Annotated in this window: 15 protein-coding genes and 1 pseudogene; 5 read left to right on the forward strand and 11 right to left on the reverse strand. The window is 71.9% G+C overall.

Going from position 1 to position 19,158, the window contains the following annotated elements:
• Window positions 1-254: 254 nt before the first annotated feature.
• Together ACFZDL_RS30445 and bldG are read right to left on the reverse strand one after the other, a co-directional pair.
• The gene (locus ACFZDL_RS30445) at window positions 255-689 is read right to left on the reverse strand and encodes an ATP-binding protein (protein ID WP_353590381.1); all 435 of its coding nucleotides are present in this window, start codon (window positions 687-689) and stop codon (window positions 255-257) included.
• Between the two features lie 85 nt (window positions 690-774).
• On the reverse strand, window positions 775-1,116 hold the full coding sequence (gene bldG, locus ACFZDL_RS30450) for an anti-sigma factor antagonist BldG (protein WP_014178436.1): 342 nt from the start codon (window positions 1,114-1,116) through the stop codon (window positions 775-777).
• Window positions 1,117-1,170: 54 nt separating this feature from the next.
• Here bldG and ACFZDL_RS30455 point away from each other — a divergent pair, with 54 nt between their 5' ends.
• Window positions 1,171-3,627, forward strand: coding sequence for a DEAD/DEAH box helicase (locus ACFZDL_RS30455; protein WP_353590380.1), 2,457 nt, complete (start codon window positions 1,171-1,173; stop codon window positions 3,625-3,627).
• A gap of 350 nt (window positions 3,628-3,977) precedes the next feature.
• Here ACFZDL_RS30455 and ACFZDL_RS30460 read toward each other — a convergent pair whose 3' ends face one another.
• From ACFZDL_RS30460 to ssd, 7 genes and pseudogenes are all read right to left on the reverse strand, one after another.
• The gene (locus ACFZDL_RS30460; RefSeq protein WP_391192985.1) at window positions 3,978-4,304 is read right to left on the reverse strand and encodes an Rv3654c family TadE-like protein; all 327 of its coding nucleotides are present in this window, start codon (window positions 4,302-4,304) and stop codon (window positions 3,978-3,980) included.
• Between the two features lie 218 nt (window positions 4,305-4,522).
• Window positions 4,523-4,921 (reverse strand): annotated as a pseudogene (locus ACFZDL_RS30465) (TadE family type IV pilus minor pilin); the annotation flags it as partial.
• Window positions 4,908-5,105, reverse strand: a complete 198-nt coding sequence (locus ACFZDL_RS30470) for a DUF4244 domain-containing protein (RefSeq protein WP_353590378.1) — start codon at window positions 5,103-5,105, stop codon at window positions 4,908-4,910. The gene ACFZDL_RS30470 and the pseudogene ACFZDL_RS30465, both read right to left, overlap by 14 nt.
• A gap of 105 nt (window positions 5,106-5,210) precedes the next feature.
• Window positions 5,211-6,017, reverse strand: coding sequence for a type II secretion system F family protein (locus tag ACFZDL_RS30475; RefSeq protein ID WP_353590377.1), 807 nt, complete (start codon window positions 6,015-6,017; stop codon window positions 5,211-5,213).
• Window positions 6,007-6,939 (reverse strand): type II secretion system F family protein, encoded by a 933-nt coding sequence (locus ACFZDL_RS30480; protein WP_353590376.1) that lies wholly within the window; start codon window positions 6,937-6,939, stop codon window positions 6,007-6,009. Before ACFZDL_RS30480 ends, ACFZDL_RS30475 begins: the two co-directional genes overlap by 11 nt.
• Window positions 6,936-8,081, reverse strand: coding sequence for a TadA family conjugal transfer-associated ATPase (locus ACFZDL_RS30485; protein ID WP_353590465.1), 1,146 nt, complete (start codon window positions 8,079-8,081; stop codon window positions 6,936-6,938). The genes ACFZDL_RS30480 and ACFZDL_RS30485 overlap by 4 nt, the downstream gene beginning before the upstream one ends.
• Before the next feature lie 59 nt (window positions 8,082-8,140).
• On the reverse strand, window positions 8,141-9,253 hold the full coding sequence (gene ssd / locus ACFZDL_RS30490) for a septum site-determining protein Ssd (protein WP_353590375.1): 1,113 nt from the start codon (window positions 9,251-9,253) through the stop codon (window positions 8,141-8,143).
• A 470-nt stretch (window positions 9,254-9,723) separates the two neighbouring features.
• On the opposite strand from ssd, the gene ACFZDL_RS30495 reads away from it, so the two are divergent.
• Entirely contained in the window at window positions 9,724-10,560 is an 837-nt protein-coding gene (locus tag ACFZDL_RS30495; RefSeq protein WP_353590374.1) for an HAD family hydrolase, read from the forward strand.
• A 337-nt stretch (window positions 10,561-10,897) separates the two neighbouring features.
• Here the strand turns inward: ACFZDL_RS30495 and ACFZDL_RS30500 are convergent, their stop codons facing one another.
• The gene (locus ACFZDL_RS30500; RefSeq protein WP_353590373.1) at window positions 10,898-11,722 is read right to left on the reverse strand and encodes an oxidoreductase; all 825 of its coding nucleotides are present in this window, start codon (window positions 11,720-11,722) and stop codon (window positions 10,898-10,900) included.
• Window positions 11,723-11,832: 110 nt separating this feature from the next.
• On the opposite strand from ACFZDL_RS30500, the gene ACFZDL_RS30505 reads away from it, so the two are divergent.
• A complete protein-coding gene (locus ACFZDL_RS30505; protein ID WP_353590372.1) occupies window positions 11,833-12,837 on the forward strand; it encodes an ATP-binding protein in 1,005 nt (334 codons plus the stop codon).
• Here ACFZDL_RS30505 and ACFZDL_RS30510 read toward each other — a convergent pair.
• Entirely contained in the window at window positions 12,818-14,122 is a 1,305-nt protein-coding gene (locus ACFZDL_RS30510; RefSeq protein ID WP_353590371.1) for a hypothetical protein, read from the reverse strand. The genes ACFZDL_RS30505 and ACFZDL_RS30510 overlap by 20 nt on opposite strands.
• 293 nt (window positions 14,123-14,415) lie before the next feature.
• Between ACFZDL_RS30510 and ACFZDL_RS30515 the strand changes: the two genes are divergently transcribed.
• Both ACFZDL_RS30515 and acs read left to right on the forward strand, forming a co-directional pair.
• Window positions 14,416-16,902 carry a SulP family inorganic anion transporter gene (locus tag ACFZDL_RS30515; RefSeq protein ID WP_353590370.1) on the forward strand — a complete coding sequence of 829 codons (2,487 nt, stop codon included), beginning with the start codon at window positions 14,416-14,418 and terminating at the stop codon, window positions 16,900-16,902.
• A gap of 105 nt (window positions 16,903-17,007) precedes the next feature.
• Window positions 17,008-18,969 carry an acetate--CoA ligase gene (gene acs, locus ACFZDL_RS30520; RefSeq protein WP_353590369.1) on the forward strand — a complete coding sequence of 654 codons (1,962 nt, stop codon included), beginning with the start codon at window positions 17,008-17,010 and terminating at the stop codon, window positions 18,967-18,969.
• Window positions 18,970-19,158: the final 189 nt, after the last annotated feature.

The following is a 19,158-nucleotide window of genomic DNA, read 5'->3' on the forward strand; positions in this document are numbered from 1 at the left end:
ACGGATTGTAGGGAGCGGCACCAGATCAAAACAGGGCGCCGGAATAGGAATTCGCCTGCACCAGCGAAGATCAATAGGTTTCGGCCTCAGTAATTCCCTCGGATGAAGGAAGGCGCCTAATTCGCTGACGCATAGATAATGATCTCTATAGACGATCTCAGTGTCATATAAAAAGCCCTGCTCAGCGCATGGCCAGAGCAGGGCGAAGCACCCTGCGCCGACGTCCGCTATGGACCCCGGCGCGAGCTGTGGAGCTACGGCAGAACGGACTGGGGGGCGGTGGGCCAGCTCATCCGGATACGGCCGCCGGTCTCGCCCGTCGTCACCTCGACGTCGTCGACCAGCCCGCTGATGACCGCGAGCCCCATCTCGTCCTCCCCCTCGGCCGCCGGCTCCTCGTCCACGTCGGGATGGGAGCCGGGCGTCAGCCCGGCGGATGTCGGCGACTCGTCGCCGACCTCGATGGAGAACTTCTTCTCCTCGTCGGTCAGGACCACCCGGACCGGGGCCTCGACCCCATTGCTCAGGTGGAGCCCGACCGCGCGCGTGCATGCCTCGCCGACCGCGAGCCTCACCTCGTCGAGCACGGCCTCGTCCACCCCGGCCCGGCGCGCCACGGCCGCCGCCACCAGGCGTGCGGTTCTGACGTGCTCGGGCAGGGCGCTGAAGCGGAGTTCGACGGTGGCCATGCCATCCCCCTCGGGCGTATGGGCGTGCATCTCAGGGGCCGGGCGGAGCCGCCCGGTACCCCCTCGTTCTTCCGATGGTGACTGGTCAGTCGGTCGCCGCGACGGCGTCGTCGACCGAGGTGTGAATCGGGAACACCTTGGTCAGACCGGTGATACGGAAGATCTTGAGAATGCGCTCCTGGTTGCAGACGAGGCGCAGCGAGCCCTCATGGGCCCGCACTCGCTTGAGCCCGCCGACGAGCACGCCGAGTCCGGTGGAGTCGAGGAAGTCGACGCCCTCCATGTCGACGACCAAGTGGTAATTGCCGTCGTTGACAAGCTCGACCAGCTGCTCGCGCAGCTTGGGCGCGGTGTATACATCAATCTCGCCACCGACCTCGACGACCGTGCGGTCGCCAACGGTCCGGGTCGACAGGGACAGGTCCACGGATCCTCCAGCACCTTGCATCGAGCGGTCGCCCCCCATGGATCGGCAGCCGCGATGGCATTCAATCACTTACCAGCAGGCGCGCACGACGCCTTGAGCCCATTGTCCGTCAGACCAGTGACAGACTCGGTGTCGATGGCCCACAACCAACTCCCGCGGCAGGCGGGCATACGCACCTCACCCCGGACCGTCCTCGGGCGGCTCACCACTGGGGCGGGCCGGGCTGCGCGCATCACTCATACGGAGCACTTGCCCCCGCGTCTCGGGACCCATGCCGATTGGCCTCGCCAGATCCGGCCGGAAGTCGTCGATGCCGTCCAGGCCGCCGGAATCGAGCGCCCGTGGGCCCACCAGGCGCGTACGGCCGAGCACGCGCTGCGAGGCGAATCGGTGGTCGTCGCCACGGGCACCGCGTCGGGGAAGTCGCTGGCCTATCTGGCCCCCGTGCTCAGCGCCCTCCTGGACGGCTCCGAGGCGCCCAGCGGACGCGGCACGACCGCCCTGTACCTGGCGCCCACCAAGGCCCTGGCCGCCGACCAGCGGCGCGCTGTGGCCGATCTCGCGGCTCCCCTGGGCACCGGCATCCGCCCCGCCGTGTACGACGGGGACACCCCGGTCGAGGAGCGCGAGTGGGTCCGCCAGTACGCGAACTACGTGCTCACCAACCCCGACATGCTGCACCGCGGCATCCTGCCCGGGCACCCCAGGTGGTCCTCCTTCCTGCGCGCGCTGCGCTATGTCGTCATCGACGAGTGCCACACCTACCGGGGCGTCTTCGGCTCCCACGTGGCCCAGGTGCTGCGCAGACTGCGCCGCGTCTGCGCCCGCTACGGCGCCTCGCCGGTCTTCCTGCTCGCCTCCGCGACCGCCGCCGACCCGGCCGTGGCGGCGACCCGGCTGACCGGGCTTCCCGTCGTGGAGATCACCGACGACTCCTCACCCCGGGGCGAGGTGGTCTTCGCCCTGTGGGAGCCGCCGCTGACCGAGCTGCACGGCGAACAGGGCGCCCCGGTCCGCCGCACCGCCACGGCGGAGTCCGCGGACCTGCTCACCGACCTGGCCGTCCAGGGCGTCCGTACCGTCGCCTTCGTACGCTCCCGGCGCGGCGCCGAGCTCATCGCCCTGATCGCCCAGGAGCGGCTCGCCGAGGTCGACCGGTCCCTGGCCGACAGGGTCGCCGCCTACCGCGGCGGCTATCTCCCCGAGGAGCGCCGCGCCCTGGAGCGCGCCCTGCACTCCGGGGACCTCCTCGGGCTCGCCGCCACCACCGCCCTGGAGCTGGGGATGGACGTGGCCGGGCTGGACGCCGTCGTCCTCGCCGGATACCCGGGCACCCGCGCCTCCCTGTGGCAGCAGGCGGGGCGGGCCGGGCGCACCGGCCAGGGCGCGCTGGCGATCCTCGTGGCCCGGGACGACCCGCTGGACACCTATCTCGTCCACCACCCGGAAGCCCTCTTCCGACAGCCGGTCGAATCCACCGTGCTGGACCCGGACAACCCGTACGTCCTCGCGCCCCACCTCTGCGCGGCCGCGGCCGAGCTGCCGCTCACCGAGGCGGACCTGGAACTCTTCGGCCCCGCCACCGAGGAGCTGATGCCCCAGCTGGAGCAGCGCAGACTGCTCCGCCGCCGGGCGACCGCCTGGCACTGGACCCGCCGCGAGCGCGCCGCCGACCTCACCGACATCCGCGGCGAAGGCGGACGGCCGGTGCAGATCGTGGAGGCCATGACGGGGCGGCTGCTGGGCACCGTGGACGCCTCAGCCGCCCACGCCACCGTCCACGAGGGCGCCGTCCACCTCCACCAGGGCCGGACCTACCTCGTCGAACAGCTCGACCTCGAGGACTCGGTCGCGCTGGTGGCGGAGGCCTCCCCGCCGTATTCGACCACCGCCCGCGACACCACGGCGATCTCCATCCTGGAGACCTCCACCGAGGTCCCCTGGGGCGACGCGCGGCTGTGCTTCGGCTCGGTCGAGGTCACTAACCAGGTCGTCTCCTTTCTGCGTCGCAAGCTGATCAGCGGCGAGGTACTCGGCGAGTCCAGACTCGACCTCCCGCCCCGTACGCTGCGCACCCGGGCCGTGTGGTGGACGGTCACCGACGACCAGCTCGAGGACGCCCGCGTCGCCCCCGAAGCCCTCGGCGGCGCCCTGCACGCCGCCGAGCACGCCTCCATCGGCATGCTGCCGCTGTTCGCGACCTGCGACCGCTGGGACATCGGCGGGGTCTCCGTCCCGCTCCACCCCGACACGCTCCTTCCGACCGTGTTCGTCTACGACGGGCACCCCGGCGGCGCGGGCTTCGCCGAGCGCGCCTTCCACACCGCCGCCCGCTGGCTCACGGCCACCCGCGAGGCGATCGCCGCCTGCGAGTGCGAGTCCGGCTGCCCGTCCTGCATCCAGTCCCCCAAGTGCGGCAACGGCAATGACCCGCTCGACAAGAAGGCCGCCATCCGCCTCCTGACCACCCTCCTCGCCAAGGCACCCCCACCCCAGCCGACCGACACCTGACGCCTGGGCCTGGCGCCTGGCACCGAGCAGGCGCCGGCCGACGGCAGGACTTCCGGCACCTGGCGCCGGGCACCTGACGTTGGGCACCTGACACGTGGCTCCTGACACCTGGCAGTCGGCACCAGGCGCCTGACCAGCTGACCCCGGACGTCGGGCAGCCGGAGGCCGACAGCGGAGCGTCGGAGGCCCGACGCCGGACACCTGCCGTCTGACAGCCGACACCGACACCCGACACCGACAGGCGGCGCCGGGGTCCGCGTCCGCTTCGCGGCCGCGCGCCCCCGGCCGGTGGGCGCACGGCCGGTGAACGCCCAGCCACGCCGACGCCCCACCCCGCCCGCCCCGGCGCCTCACCGGGGTGCGTTTCGCCCGCTCTGGGGCGCGGGCGGCTCCGCGGGGCCGGCGCGGGAGCGGACTTCGGGAGCGAACGGGCCGGCCCGTGCCTCCACCCTGAGATCCGCGATCGCACCGCGCAGGGCGCACTTCACCACGCGGGCGCCCTGTGCGGCGGCCACCCGCCGGGCGAGTCCGCACGCTGCTTCGCGTCCCTCCAGCCCGTGGTCCGCCGCCGCGAGGGCCGCCAGGTCCGCGGCGGCGCCGGCCCGGTGGCGGGCCACCATGACCTGTCCGGCCGTCAGCACGACCGCGAACACCGCGCACAGCGCCGTCGCGGCCAAGGCGGCCCACACCGTCGCCGACCCGCGGTCTCCGCAGACCCTCCTCACGGCCCCGCCTCGCCCGCCGGTGCCACGACCGATCCCGGTGCCTCCTCGGCCCGGCCCGACGGCTCCCCGCCAGGCCCTGCCGCCTCACCGACGGAGCCCGACGGCTGGTCGCCCGGCCGCCGTTGGTCCGGGCCCACCGGCTCCCCGGCCGAGCCGATCACCCCCTCACCCCGGCCCACCGATTCCTCAACGAAGGCGACCGCCTCACCGCGCAGGCGCACCGCCAATGGGCCGGGGCCGGGCGCACGGGCCTCGACCCGCACCCGCACCAGGTCGCCCTCGCGCCGCAGCTCGACCCGGGCCCCGCTTGGCGCGGCCGACCGGGCGGCGGCCAGCGCGGCCGCCCGGGGCTCCGATCGCGCGGCGGCGCGCGCCCCGGCCCGTGCCGCGTCCACGCACTGCATCTGCCCGGACGCGGCCATCAGGCCCCAGATCAGCATCAGGGCGAACAGCCCCAGCACCGGCAGCACGACGGCCGCCTCCGCCGTGACAAACCCCCGGTCGCCCGATCCTGCCCGACCGCGCCGACCGTCTGGATCGGGTCGGCCGGTCGCATCAGAACTGTGCATCGAGCGCCTTCCCGATCACCGACCGCAGCGCTTCGTCGACCGCCCCGCCGGTCACCACCTTGTACAGAACCGCGGCAAAGGCGCATGCCGCGATCGTCCCCATCGCATACTCGGCGGTCGCCATCCCCGCGTCGGCTCGTGCCTTCATCGCCATGTACCGCCGTAGACACCACCGCATCACCATCTCGGCCTCCCCGATCTGTGCTGAATCCCGTACTTCTGAGTGCCGTGCTTCCGTTTCCGTGCTTGCTTGCGACATCCGCGCTCGGTCTGCCGAACGGCCCCCTCCTCAGCCACCGCCTGTCAGGGCGCCCGCGAGCCCGAGCATCACCGGCGCCACCCCGAGCAGGAGGAACGCGGGCAGGTAGCACGCCCCCAGCGGGGCGGTGGCCAGCACGCCTGCGCGCTCCACCCGTTTGTCCGCCTGCCTTCCCTGCTCGGCCCGGCAGTCGGCGGCCAGCCGGGACACCGGCTCCACGGCCGGCGCTCCTGTCGTCCCGGCGCGCTCCAGAGCGCGCGCCAGTCCGTACGCGCCGGGTAGAGCTCCCACGCGCCCCCAGGCAGCGGCCGGTTCACCTCCGAGCCGCAGCTCCGCCGCGGCCTGGGAGAGCCGCTCTCCGACCGGGCCGCCGAGCGACCGGCCCACCGCCTCTGCCGCCTTGCGCGGACCGGCTCCGGCCTCGAGGCAGGCGGTGAGCAGGTCGGCCGCCAGCGGAAGCTGACGCGCCGCGCCGTCCTTGGCGCGCTTGCCCGACCGCCCGCCGCCGGCCGCTCGACGGTGGCCTCGCCACCCCCGCGCCCCGTATCCGGCGGCGAGGCCCAGCGCGCAGCCCAGCGGGCCGCCGACCAGGACGAGGAAGACGAGCAGGGCGCCCGCGGCCCAAGCCCAGTCCCGTATCGCGACGGCCGCCCCGTCGGCGCGCCATCTCTCCCGCAGCCCCGGCCGCCGCTCCTGGTGGGCCTCCGGCAGCAGCACCCTGAGCCGACGCCGGGCGGTCCGCACCCTGCGGGCCTCGGCCACCGCTCCCACGACGGACACGGTGGCGGCCGCGAAGGCCGTCGCGATCCACAGGCTGTGGATGACATCAGTCGCCATGATCCTTGCGTCCTCCCTGGCCCGCCGCCGCCCGGATCACCCGCGAGGTCCAGGCGAATCCGGCCCACTCCAGCAGCCCGCCCACCAGCAGACAGGCCAGACCGGCCGGGGTGTGGAGCAGCACATGCAGGGGGTCGGCTCCCAGCGCGGTGCCCATCAGCAGCCCGAGGACCGGCAGCAGCACCAGCGCGACGGCCGTGGCCCGTGCGCCCGCCAGCCGGGAGCGCAGGCTCTGCCGCTGGTCCCGCTCGGCCCGCAGCGCCGCCGCGACCCGGTCGAGGCCGGCCGCGAGGCCCGCCCCCTCGTCGACCGCGACCTGCCAGCAGGCCGCCACCCCGATGAGCCCTTCCGCCCCCGGCGAACGGGCCGCCCTGCGCAGCGCCTCCCCCACATCACCGCCGAACCGTGCGGCCGCCGAGACCAGCCCCCATCGCTCCCCGATGTGTCCTGGGGGCGTGGCCAACAGCGCCTCGACCGGTTGCCGCCCGGCGCGCAGCTCGCCCGCCACCGCCCCGCACAGCTCGATCACCGCCGCGGCACGCCGCTCCTGCTGCCGGTCGCGCTTCCGAGCCCGCCGCCACCGGCCGACGAGCGGCACGGCCGCCACCCCGGCCAGCAGCGGCAGCACCGACGCACCCACCAGTGCGAGCAGGCATCCCACCGGCAGACACAGCAGCTCGCGCCCGATCCGCCCGCCATATGCGGTCCGCCACCGCTCCTGCAGCCAGGCGACCGTCTCGGTCAGCCTGCGCTGTGGATCCGCCCCGGCGGGCCCGGCGGCTCCGCCGCCCGCGAACAGCAGCCTGGCCCGCCGCAGATCCCTGTCGCACCCGGAGAGCAGCCAGGCCGCCGCGCCCGCGCACAGCACGGCCGCACACAGCGGCAGCGCCTCCGGGGCAGCTCCACCCCCCACGCCGGTCATGCCGCACCCCCGCCCCGCACACACAGCCGCTGGAGCCGGTCCCAGCCCGCCGCCCTGCCAAAACCCTCGGGGGTCCACACCGCGGCCGGGACGGTGGTGACATAACCCGCCTTGTCCCGGTCCAGAACATGGAGCTCGGCGATCTTGCGCCGCCCGCCGCGGTCCCGCACCAGATGGATCACCACCGACAGGGCGGCCGCCAGCTGGCTGTGCAGCGCCGCCCGGTCCAGACCGGCCGTCGATCCCAGCGCCTCCAGCCGGGCCGGGACATCCGCCGCGGTGTTGGCGTGCACCGTGCCGCAACCGCCCTCGTGCCCGGTGTTGAGCGCGCCCAGGAGATCGGTGACCTCGGGACCGCGCACTTCTCCGACCACCAGCCGGTCCGGACGCATCCGCAGCGCCTGGCGCACCAGGTCCCGGAGGGTGACCTGGCCCCTGCCCTCCTGGTTGGCCGGCCGCGTCTCCAGCCGGACCACGTGCGGATGGTCCGGCCTGAGCTCGGCCGAGTCCTCGGCGAGGACGATCCGCTCGTCCGGTGCGACAAGCCCCAGCAGTGTGCTGAGCAGGGTCGTCTTCCCGGAGCCCGTGCCGCCGCTGATCAGGAACGACAGCCGGGCGTCCAGCATCGTCCGCAGCAGCTGTTGACCGCCGGGCGGTACGGTCCCCGCCGCCACCAGCTCCTCCAGGGAGAACGCCCGGGGCCGCACCACGCGCAGCGACAGGCAGGTGGACCCGACGGCCACCGGCGGGAGCACCGCATGCAGCCGGGTGCCGTCCGGCAGCCGGGCGTCCACCCATGGCCTGGCGTCATCCAGCCGACGGCCGGCCACGGCGGCCAGGCGCTGGGCGAGCCTGCGCACCGCGGCCGCGTCGGTGAATGTCACGTCCGTCCGCTCCAGTCCCGCCCCGCGGTCCACCCACACCTCGTCGGGGGCGGTCACCAGGACGTCCGTGACGTCGGGGGCGGCGAGCAGCGGCTCCAGCGGCCCGGTGCCGACCAGCTCCGAGCGCAGGGCCGCGACGACCCCCAGGACTTCCGTGTCGCCGAGCAGCCGCCCCTCCTCGCGCAGGGCCGCCGCCACCCGCGCGGGCGTCGGCTCCGCCCCGCTTCGCGCCAGCCGGAGCCGCACGGCGTCCAGCAGTTCCGGCGACTCGACGCTCGCGCCACCGCGCTCGCGCCACTTGACGCTCGTGTTGACGCTCATGCCCCGCCCCCTTGCTGCTCCGCGTCGGACAGGACCCGCCCCCAGAACTCCGCGCAGAACCGGGCCAGCGGGCCGCGGTGGCTGCCACCTGGCGGCTCGCCGCCGTCCGACGCGTCCGACAGTCCTGGCTCCGGTGGCAGTTCACCGGCCAGCGGCAGGTCCAGAAGCCGGGCGATCTCCTCGTCGTCGAGCCCTGGTCCGCATGGCCCGCGCACCACCGCGCGCAGATCCCGCAGCACCATGCCCACCGTCGACGCCACCCGGTGGGCCGCGGCGACCGCCCGCAGCTCGGCGGGCACGACCAGCAGGCCCAGATCCAGCTGGTCGAGGGCTTCGGCCACCGTGTCGTCCACCCGCCGCGGCAGGTCAACCACCACAACCCCGCCGCGCCGGCGCGCGGCCGCGAGCACCGCCCTCATCGCGGACGGCGCGATGGCCACCGATTGGCCGCGGTCCCAGCTGAGCACGCGCAGGGAGTGCAGCTCGGGGAGCGATTCCTCCAGCGCGCTCCCGGCGACCCGGCCGCGCGATTCGGCGAAGGCGGGCCATCTCAGCCCCTCCGCGCCCTCGCCGCCGAGCAGCACATCCAGCCCGCCGCCCAGCGGGTCTCCGTCGATGAGCATGGTGCGCCGCCCCGCGCGGGCGGCGGTGACCGCCAGGGCGCAGGCGAGGGTGCTGGCGCCGGCGCCGCCGCGCCCGCCGACGACTCCGATGGTGAAGGCCTGGCGGCCGACACCTTCGGCCACATCGGCGATGCGGTCCACCAGCCAGGTCTCGGCATCGGGCAGAAACGCCACATTGTCCACGCCGAGGGCGACGGCTCGCTGCCAGATGCCGTGGTCGTCGAGGTCTCGTCCGATGAGCAGCACCCCCTCCCTGCGGGTGCCACCGCGCAACCGGGCCGCCGCGTCGTCACCGACCAGAATGAGCGGGGCGCTCTCCCAACTGCCCCGGCGCGCGGGCAAGCCGTGCACCACTTCGGGCTCGGCCCCCGCCGCCGCGCACAGGCGCAGCAAGTCGTCGAGAAGCTCCTCGTCCTCCGTGACGATCAGCGGTCTGCGCTGTCGCCCATCCGCCGCCGGTCGATTCGGTGTGATGGATCCAGCCACGATCCCCTCCCCATCTCGTTACGCGCCCCATCTCGTTACGCGCTCTCACTTCCGCGAACGATGAGCGCGAACGCCGCGGAGAATCAGCGTCCGGCGATCCAGAAAATCTTGGGGATCTTGGTCCAAAACTGTGGACAACTCATCAGTTGTGAATATCCCAGTCACCTAAACCAGTGACTTCCGGAGAGCAGCCTTGTGATTACGCACAGTCACAGATCAGTCTGGTGGGGCGGCTGCCGCCAGCAGAGGCCCGGGAGGGGGAAATGATCAGGTGAAAAGACCGCACATGCACCCGGACATGCGACGACCCCCGCCGGGGGGGAGAGCGGGGGTCGTCCCCACGGCCGACTCGGGGGGGGAGGAGTCGGACCGGGTTAGCACGGTCGCGAACGATCCGTGACTTCCATGGTGTACCCGAGAGCCTTCTCAGGCAAACCCACGCGCCCAGCTTACGCCGAATGGTGGGCCCTATGCTCGGCGTCGTGGAAAACCACTCGTTGCCTCGGACAGCCGCCTTCTTTGACCTGGACAAGACGGTCATTGCGAAGTCGAGCACGCTCACCTTCAGCAAGTCCTTCTACCAAGGTGGGCTGATCAACCGCCGCGCCGTACTGCGTACCGCATATGCGCAGTTCGTCTTCCTCGCCGGCGGGGCCGATCACGAGCAGATGGAGCGGATGCGGGAGTATCTCTCGGCGCTGTGTCGTGGATGGAATGTGCAGCAGGTGCGGGAGATCGTCGCCGAGACCCTGCATGACCTCATCGACCCGATCATCTACGACGAGGCCGCCTCCCTCATCGAGGAACACCACACCGCCGGCCGCGATGTGGTGATCGTCAGCACCTCGGGCGCCGAGGTCGTCGAGCCGATCGGCGAGCTGTTGGGCGCTGACCGTGTGGTGGCCACCCGCATGGTCGTGGAGAACGGGGTGTTCACCGGCGAGGTGGAGTACTACGCATACGGGCCGACCAAGGCGGAGGCCATCGCCGAGCTGGCCGAGTCCGAGGGCTATGACCTCTCCCGCTGCTACGCCTATAGCGACTCGGTCACCGATCTGCCGATGCTGGAGTCCGTCGGCCATCCCCACGCGGTGAACCCGGACCGGGCGCTGCGCCGCGAGGCCGCCGCCCGCGGCTGGCCGGTCCTCTCCTTCAACAAGCCGGTGCGGCTGAAGCAGCGCGTGCCCTCCCTCTCCATGCCGCCGCGTCCGGTGCTGGCCGTGGCGGCGGCGGTGGGCGCGGCCGCGGCCACCGCCGGGCTGATGTGGTACGCCAGTCGGCGCCGCGCACCGTATGCCCGTATTTGAAGCCAATCACAAAGATCTGCGATGAGAGCTTCCACTTGGGCTGACAGAGGAGTAGAAAGGAATCGAAGGCCCGCGAGACCAGGGGCATCCGGAGGATAACCCCAGACGCACCAAGGCCCACGGACCGAGCATGAATACCGGGCACCCACGCGACGCCGACCCGTCGATTACGGGCCAGCCGCACCAGGTGACGGGCGAAGATCCCGACCTGATGGGCGAATTCTCGTGCACGCATGGTAACCCGGTGGACGTGCCAGCGGCGGTACCGAACTCGGTGCCGCCGCAATCATGTCCGGGCCCGCCCGCACCACCCCATGTGGTCCGATTCCGCGGAGACTCAGGCGGCGCCGCGCTGCAGGGCCTCACAGACCGCCATGCTCTCCCGGGCCCCCAACTCCAGCGCGCGCCCGCACTGCGCGATCCACGCCGCCATGCCCTCGGGGGTCCCCGAGACATAGCCCTCCAACGCCCCGACGTACGCCGCACGCCCCAACTCCGCGTGTCCGACCTCGGCCGGACAGATGGACTTGGGGTCAAGTCCGCTGCCCACCAGCGCAATCCGCTCCGCCGCGCGGGCCACCAGACCGTTGTGAGACCCAAAGGGCCGCAAGGCCAGCAGTTCGCCGTGCACCACCGCGGCCGTCACCAGCGCCGGGGCCTTGCTGCCCGCCACCAGCAGCCGCACCAGCCCGTCCAGCCGCCCCGCCACCTCGTCGGCGTCCGGCAGCGCCAGTTCGATCAGCGGCTCCTCGACCGACTCACCCGCCAGCCGCGGCCGCCCCACCGTGTCGGCCGCCTCCCCGGGCCCGGCCGCCGCGACCAGATGCAGACGGGCCAGCACCCGCAGCGGCGACTGCCGCCACACGCTCAGCAGCTGTCCGGCCTCGGCGGTCAGCCGCAGCGCCGCGCCCACCGTGCGCGGCTCGCCCTCCGACCCGAAGTCGCTGCGGCGCCGCACCTCCTCCAGCGCCCAGTCGGCCCCGGCCAGGGCGGCGGAGCCGCGCGCCCCGCGCAGGGCCGCCTCGGACGTGACCTCATTGCTGCGGCGGCGCATCACCCGGTGGCCGTAGACCCGGTCCACCGCCTCGCGTACTGCGTCCACGGAGTCGGCGACGCCGGGAAGCGCGGCCAGGGCGGCGAGCGGATCTGCTGTCGTACTCATGAGTACGACCCTACGCACCCACCCGCACCCACGGCCGCCACCCCTCGTTGGAGTGGTCTTCTTCACCGTATCCACCGCCGGAGACGATCACTCACCTACGCTAGGTGAACATGAAGATCGCTTTCGTGGGCAAGGGCGGCAGCGGCAAGACGACGCTGTCCTCGCTGTTCATCCGCCACCTCGCCGCCACCGGCGCCCCCGTCATGGCCGTCGACGCGGACATCAACCAGCACCTCGGCGTGGCCCTCGGCCTGGACGAGCCGGAAGCCGCCGCGCTGCCCGCCATGGGCGCCCACCTCCCCTTGATCAAGGACTACTTGCGCGGCACCAACCCCCGCATCTCCGGCGCCGGCACAATGATCAAGACGACTCCGCCGGGCGAGGGCTCACGGCTCCTGCGGATCGACGAGGACAACCCGGTGTACGAGGCCTGCGCCCATACGGTCGGGCTCGACAGCGGGCAGGTGCGCCTGATGGTGACCGGCCCGTTCACCGAGTCCGATCTCGGCGTCGCCTGCTACCACTCCAAGGTGGGCGCGATCGAGCTGTGCCTGAACCATCTGGTCGACGGCCGCGACGAGTTCGTCGTCGTCGACATGACCGCCGGCAGCGACTCCTTCGCCTCGGGCCTCTTCACCCGCTTCGACATGACGTTCCTGGTCGCCGAGCCGACGCGCAAGGGCGTGGCCGTCTACCGCCAGTACAAGGAGTACGCCGCCGACTTCGACGTGGCGCTGCGCGTGGTCGGCAACAAGGTCCAGGGCCCGGAGGACCTGGCCTTCCTGCGCGCCGAGGTGGGCGAGGACCTGCTGGTCACGGTCGGCCACTCGGACTGGGTGCGGGCCATGGAAAGGGGTCGCCCGCCCCGTTTCGAGGAGCTCGAGGAGGGCAACCGCCGCGCCCTGCGGGCGCTGCGCGAGGCGGTGGACGCGTCGTACGAGCGGCGGGACTGGCGGCGTTACACCCGCCAGATGGTGCATTTCCACCTGAGGAACGCGCAGAGCTGGGGCAACGAGAAGACGGGCGCCGACCTGGCCGCCCAGATCGACCCTGCCTTCACGCTGGACGAATCGGTCCTGGTCGGGCGGCCGACAGCTACTTCCGCTTCCGCTTGACCGGCAGCGCGGAGTGCGTGGAGGCCGGCTCGGCGGCGAAGAAGCCCGCCCAGCCGCCCTTCGGCCCCTTCCCGACGTCCAGTTTGCGCAGCCGGCGCAGGACTCCGAGGTCCTGCGCGTCCAGCCAGTCGGCCAGCTGCTTGAAGGAGACGCAGCGCACGCCCTTCTTCGGGCAGACCTTCTTGATGGTGTCCTCGACGGCGTTCATGTACGTTCCGCCGTTCCAGGATTCGAAGTGGTTGCCGATGAACAGCGGTGCCCGATTTCCCTTGTAAGCCCGGTCAAAGGCGGCGAGCAGTCCCTCGCGCATCTGCCTGCCCCAGGCGGCGCGCTTGGAGGGGTCGCCCTCGGTCGTGCCGGACTGGTTGGCGAGGAAGTTGTAGTCCATCGACAGGGTTTCGAAGGAATGGCCGGGCACGGGGATCTCCTGCAGCGGAAAGTCCCAGATTCCGTGGATCTTCTTCGGCCAGACCTGGCGGCCGCCCACGGAGCTTGCGTCGTAGCGGAATCCCATCTTCTTGCCCGCCTTGATCAGGTTCTTCTGCCCCTCCAGGCAGGGGGCGCGGCCGCCCACGAGCTCCTTGCCGTAGTCGAAGGGCAGCGGTTCGCCGTTCCGCAGGCCGGTGTTGGTCTTCCAGTGCTCGACGAAGGACACGGCCTGCCGGGTCTCGTCGATCCACTCGCTGGGGCTCCAGGTGCCCACCCCGTCGTCCGGGCCGCAGAAGTGGCCGTTGAAGTGGGTGCCGATCTCATTGCCTTCGCGCCAGGCGGCGCCGAGTTGCTCCACGGTGTCCTTGACGCCCTTGACGTCGTTGAAGCCGATGGCCGAGGAGCCGCGCGAGTGTCTCGGCGGATCGTAGAGGTCTCGCTTCTCGGTGGGCAGCATGTAGACGCCGCTGAGGAAGTACGTCATCGTCGCGTCGTACTTCTTGCCGACGGCGCGGAAGCGGGAGAAGAGCTTCTGGCTGTCCTGGCCCGCGCCGTCCCAGGAGAAGACGACGAACTGCGGCGGTTTGTCGCCCGGTTTGAGGCGCCGGGGTCTGGGCTGCCCCGGCTGTGGTCCGGTGAAGGAGGTCGAGCCGTCACCGATGAGCCGGCCCTGCTTCCCGCCACGCCTGGGGTGCCGGGGCGCCGCGGGCCCGTTCCGCTGCGCGTCGCGGTCCGTCCGCGGCTGTCCCGGGTTGCCTGAGCGCTGTGAGTCGTGCGAGCTCCCCGTGCAGTTGGCCGCCGCGGCCAGCGCGGCCATCACGGCGAACCATGCAGTGACGTTTCTTCTGGCCCTCATGCCGCCACCTCGCCTCTCTCGTCCTTCCGCGCCGCGGGAGCTCGGACCGAGTCCAAGCTCGCACGGAACGAAGAAAAGGCAGGGCATGACAAGCCATTTCAAATGACTATTCACCCGGAAGGTGGAATATGGGCCCGTTTCGCACGAAAAGGCTTCCTGCGGACTTTACTCAGCATTACGATTCATTTACCAACGCTTGGGGGTCGATGCCGGGCTTGGGAATCAGACCGCAGTACGCCGTGACCCACGGCCGTGTACTCGTGCGCGGCCGCGAAGCCCCGGAGGAGACGGGAATGTCGCAGCTGTTGGACCGGATCGGCGGGATCTCCTGCAGACGGGACCTTTCCGCCTCGATCGTCATCTTTCTGATCGCGATCCCGCTCTCTCTCGGGCTCGCGCTGGCCACAGGCGCCCCGCTGCAGGCCGGCTTGGTCTCCGCCGTCGTGGGCGGAATCGTGGCCGGGCTGCTCGGGGGCGCTCCTCTCCAGGTCAGCGGCGCCGCGACCGGCCTGGTCGTGGTCACCGCCGATCTCGTGCAGCGCTACGGCTGGCGCACCACCTGCGCGATCACCGTGCTCGCCGGCGCGGCGCAACTGGCCTTCGGGGCCCTGGGGGTGGCGCGGGCGGCGCTCGCGATCAGCCCGGCCGTCGTCCACGGGATGCTCGCGGGCATCGGTGTCGTCATCGCGGTCGGCCAGCTGCACGTGGTGCTCGGCGACAGCCCCGACAGCTCTGTGATCGACAACATCGCCGCGCTGCCCGCGGAGTTGAGCCATCCGCACCCGGCCGCCCTTCTGGTGGGCGCGATCACCGTCGCGGTGCTCGCGCTGTGGCCCGCGGTGCCGGGGAAGGCCGGACGGGTCGCGCGTGCCGTGCCCGCGGCGCTCGTCGCCGTCGTGGCGGCCACCGCGGTGAGCGCGGGCATGGCGGTGCCGCGCGTCGATCTGCCGTCGTGGGAGGTGCCGACGCTCCCCGGGCTCCCGGAGGGGCCGGTGCTCGGACTGGTCGCCGCCGTGTTGACGGTCACTTTGGTCGCGAGCATGGAATCGCTGCTGTCCGCCGTCGCCGTCGACCGGCTGCAGACCGCGGCACCCGGCCCGCGGACGGAGGGGCCGGGCGCGGCGCCGGTAAGGCAGCCGACCCGGCTGGACCGCGAGCTGGTCGGGCAGGGCGCGGCCAATGTGGTCTCCGGGCTGCTGGGCGGGCTGCCGATCGCGGGAGGCGCGATGCGCGGCTCGGCGAATGTCCGGGCCGGTGCCGTGACCCGCCGGTCCACGGTGCTCCATGGCGTGTGGGTGGCTCTGTTGGCGGGGCTGCTCGGCGGGGTCCTCGAGCTGATTCCGCTCGCCGCGCTCGCCGCGCTGGTCATGGTCGTCGGCGTGAAGATGGTCAGCTTCGCACACATCAAGAACGTGCAGCGGAACCGGGAGTTCCCGGTGTATGCGGCCACCCTGGGCTCGGTCGTCCTGCTGGGCGTGTTGCAGGGGGTGGCGGTCGGGATCGTGGTCGCGGTCGTCACGGCGCTGCGCCGGCTGACCCACACCCGGATCACCGTGGCCGAGGAGGCCGGGCTGCACCGGGTGCGGGTGAGCGGGCAGCTGACGTTCCTGGCGGTGCCCCGGCTCAGCCGGGCCCTGGCGCAGTTGCCTGCCGGGGCGAGCGTGGTGGTGGAGCTGGGCGGCTGGTTCATGGACCACGCCGCGTATGAGGCGCTGCAGTCCTGGGCCGAGGGGCACCGGGCGCACGGCGGCTGGGTCAGGCTCGGTGGCCGCTCGGGGCGGCCGATCGCCGAGCCGGCCAGCGCCCATGCCTGCAGGCCGTGGACGCCGTGGCGCAACCATCACTGCACCCGGCCTGCCCCGACGGCCGTGCAGAACAGCGGAGGGCAGCTGCTCGGCGGGGTGAGCGCCTTCCAGCGGCATACCGCGCCGCTGGTGCGGGAGGAGTTGGCGCGACTCGCGCGGGAGGGTCAGCGGCCCACTCAGCTCTTCCTGACCTGCGCCGACTCCCGGCTGGTGACCAGCATGATCACCTCCAGCGGGCCGGGCGACCTGTTCACCGTGCGCAATGTGGGCAATCTGGTGCCACCGCCCGGCTCCGGAGATGCCTGTGACTCGGTGGGCGCGGCCATCGAATACGCGGTGGAGGTGCTGGAGGTCGGCAGCATCACGGTGTGCGGGCATTCGGGATGCGGGGCGATGCAGGCGCTGCTCGGCTCGGCGGTGCCGGCGCCGTTCGGCAGGCAGACACCGCCGGTCGCACAGACGCCGCCCATGGCGCAGACACCGCTCATGGCGCAGACGTTCCCCATCGCGCAGACACCGCCCATCGCGCAGACACCGCCCGTCGCACAGACGCCGCCGGTCACACAGACACCGCCCGTCGCGCAGACGCCACTTGCTCGATGGCTGCGCCATGGGCGCCCGAGCCTGGCCCGGATGGAGCGGATCGGGCGGCTGGGGCGCGGCGAGGTGGCGCTTGGCAACAGGCCCGTGGCCGATGAGCAGGAGCGGCTGGCATTGGTCAATGTGGTGCAGCAGCTCGAGCATCTGATGGCACATGGCTGTGTGGCCCGCCGGGTGGCGGAGGGCGCGCTGGTGCTTCAGGGGATGTACTTCCATGTGGGGGAGGCTCAGGCGTATGTGCTGGAGGCCGGGGGGTCCGGCAGATTCTCGGCTGTGCGGCCGGACCATGGCGTGGCAGCTGGTGCCTGTGCGAGCAGCGGGCCCACAGGGCGCATGGCCGGTGGTTTCCTGTCCGGGGGCGTGGGCGTCATGTGATTACAGGTCTAAACCAATTTTTGCCGACGGCCCTTGTCAGGGTGCACCGCGGGCTGATGAGCTATGGCCTGGGACACAACGGTCACCCTGGGAATGGGAGATGTCGTGAGCAACGAAAGCCTGGCCAACCTTCTTCGGGAGGAGCGTCGCTTCGCTCCCCCCGCCGACCTGGCCGCCGACGCCAATGTCACGGCGGAGGCGTATGAGCGGGCGAAGGCTGACCGCCTGGGCTTCTGGGCCGAGCAGGCCCGTCGGTTGACCTGGGCCGCCGAGCCGACGGAGACGCTGGACTGGTCGAACCCGCCGTTCGCGAAGTGGTTCGCCGACGGCAAGCTCAACGTGGCGTACAACTGCGTCGACCGCCATGTGGAGAACGGGCTGGGCGACCGGGTGGCCATCCATTTCGAGGGCGAGCCCGGCGACAGCCGCTCCCTCACCTATGCCGAGCTGCAGCGCGAGGTCTCCAAGGCGGCGCACGCCCTGACCGAGCTCGGGGTCCGGACCGGTGACCGGGTCGCGATCTATCTGCCGATGATCCCGGAGGCCGTCGTCTCGATGCTGGCCTGTGCCCGCATCGGCGCCCCCCACTCCGTGGTCTTCGGCGGCTTCTCGGCCGACGCTCTCGCCACCCGCATCGAGGACGCCGACGCCCGTGTGGTGATCACCGCGGACGGGGGCTACCGCCGCGGCAAGCCCTCCGCGCTCAAGCCGGCCGTCGACGAGGCCCTGACCCGTCCGGGCACCGACAAGGTGCGCAATGTGCTGGTGGTCCGCCGCACCGGCCAGGAGGTTGCCTGGGCCGAGGGCCGCGACGTGTGGTGGCACGAGCTTGTCGACCGCCAGCCGGACCAGCACACCCCCGAGGCGTTCGACGCCGAGCACCCGCTCTTCATCCTCTACACCTCGGGCACCACCGGTAAGCCGAAGGGCATCCTGCACACCACCGGCGGCTATCTCACCCAGGTCGCCTACACCCACCACGCCGTCTTCGACCTCAAGCCCGAGTCGGATGTGTACTGGTGCACGGCGGACGTCGGCTGGGTCACCGGCCACTCGTACATCGTCTACGGACCGCTGGCCAACGGCGCGACCGAGGTGCTCTACGAGGGCACCCCGGACACCCCGCATCAGGGCCGCTGGTGGGAGATCGTCCAGAAGTACGGCGTCACGATCCTCTACACCGCCCCGACCGCGATCCGCGCCTGCATGAAGTGGGGCGACGACATCCCGGCCAAGTTCAACCTGTCCTCGCTGCGCATCCTCGGCTCGGTCGGCGAGCCGATCAACCCCGAGGCGTGGATCTGGTACCGCAAGCACATCGGCGCGGACAAGACGCCCGTGGTCGACACCTGGTGGCAGACCGAGACCGGCGGGATGATGATCAGCCCGCTGCCGGGTGTCACCGAGACCAAGCCCGGTTCCGCCCAGGTGCCGCTCCCCGGCATCTCCGCCACCGTCGTCGACGACGACGCCAACGAGGTGCCGGACGGCTCCGGCGGTTACCTCGTTCTCACCGAGCCCTGGCCGTCCATGCTCCGCACCATCTGGGGCGACGACCAGCGCTATCTGGACACCTACTGGTCGCGCTTCTCGAACCGCTACTTCGCGGGCGACGGCGCCAAGAAGGACGACGACGGCGACATCTGGCTGCTCGGCCGGGTCGACGACGTCATGCTGGTCTCCGGCCACAACATCTCCACGACCGAGGTGGAGTCGGCGCTCGTCTCGCACCCCAAGGTCGCCGAGGCCGCGGTCGTCGGGGCCACCGACCCCCAGACCACCCAGGCCATCTGCGCCTTCGTCATCCTGCGCGGCGGCGCCGCGGAGGACGACGGCCTGGTCGAGGAGTTGCGGGCCCATGTCTCCAAGCATCTCGGCCCGATCGCCAAGCCCAAGCGGATCCTGCCGGTGGCCGAGCTGCCCAAGACCCGCTCCGGCAAGATCATGCGCCGGCTGCTGCGCGATGTCGCCGAGAACCGCACCCTCGGCGATGTCACCACCCTCACCGACTCCTCCGTTATGGAGCTCATCCAGAGCAAGCTGCCGACCGCCGCCAGCGAGGACTGACCCAGCGAGGACTGACCCGCTCGCAAACGGAGGGCGCCCGGCCTGGCGGGGCGCCCTCCGGCCATTCCGGTTAAGGTGGAAAGTCATCGCGCCAAGAGCGCGACAAGAACAAGCATTCGAGGGCGCGCCGGGAAGTCTGGTCGGCACACACCACACGTGTATCCACACGCGTGATACGTACGACCGCCC

The organism is Streptomyces sp. NPDC007917 (assembly GCF_042959105.1).
Lineage (GTDB): Bacteria > Actinomycetota > Actinomycetes > Streptomycetales > Streptomycetaceae > Streptomyces.

Excerpts from the sequence above, each read along its gene's own strand:
- ACFZDL_RS30445 (WP_353590381.1), bottom strand. The coding sequence starts at position 689 with ATGGCCACCGTCGAACTCCGCTTCAGCGCCCTGCCCGAGCACGTCAGA.
- ACFZDL_RS30455 (WP_353590380.1), top strand. The coding sequence starts at position 1,171 with ATGGCATTCAATCACTTACCAGCAGGCGCGCACGACGCCTTGAGCCCA.
- ACFZDL_RS30470 (WP_353590378.1), bottom strand. The coding sequence starts at position 5,105 with ATGGTGATGCGGTGGTGTCTACGGCGGTACATGGCGATGAAGGCACGA.
- ACFZDL_RS30475 (WP_353590377.1), bottom strand. The coding sequence starts at position 6,017 with ATGGCGACTGATGTCATCCACAGCCTGTGGATCGCGACGGCCTTCGCG.
- ACFZDL_RS30480 (WP_353590376.1), bottom strand. The coding sequence starts at position 6,939 with ATGACCGGCGTGGGGGGTGGAGCTGCCCCGGAGGCGCTGCCGCTGTGT.
- ACFZDL_RS30495 (WP_353590374.1), top strand. The coding sequence starts at position 9,724 with ATGCTCGGCGTCGTGGAAAACCACTCGTTGCCTCGGACAGCCGCCTTC.
- ACFZDL_RS30500 (WP_353590373.1), bottom strand. The coding sequence starts at position 11,722 with ATGAGTACGACAGCAGATCCGCTCGCCGCCCTGGCCGCGCTTCCCGGC.
- ACFZDL_RS30505 (WP_353590372.1), top strand. The coding sequence starts at position 11,833 with ATGAAGATCGCTTTCGTGGGCAAGGGCGGCAGCGGCAAGACGACGCTG.
- ACFZDL_RS30510 (WP_353590371.1), bottom strand. The coding sequence starts at position 14,122 with ATGAGGGCCAGAAGAAACGTCACTGCATGGTTCGCCGTGATGGCCGCG.
- ACFZDL_RS30515 (WP_353590370.1), top strand. The coding sequence starts at position 14,416 with ATGTCGCAGCTGTTGGACCGGATCGGCGGGATCTCCTGCAGACGGGAC.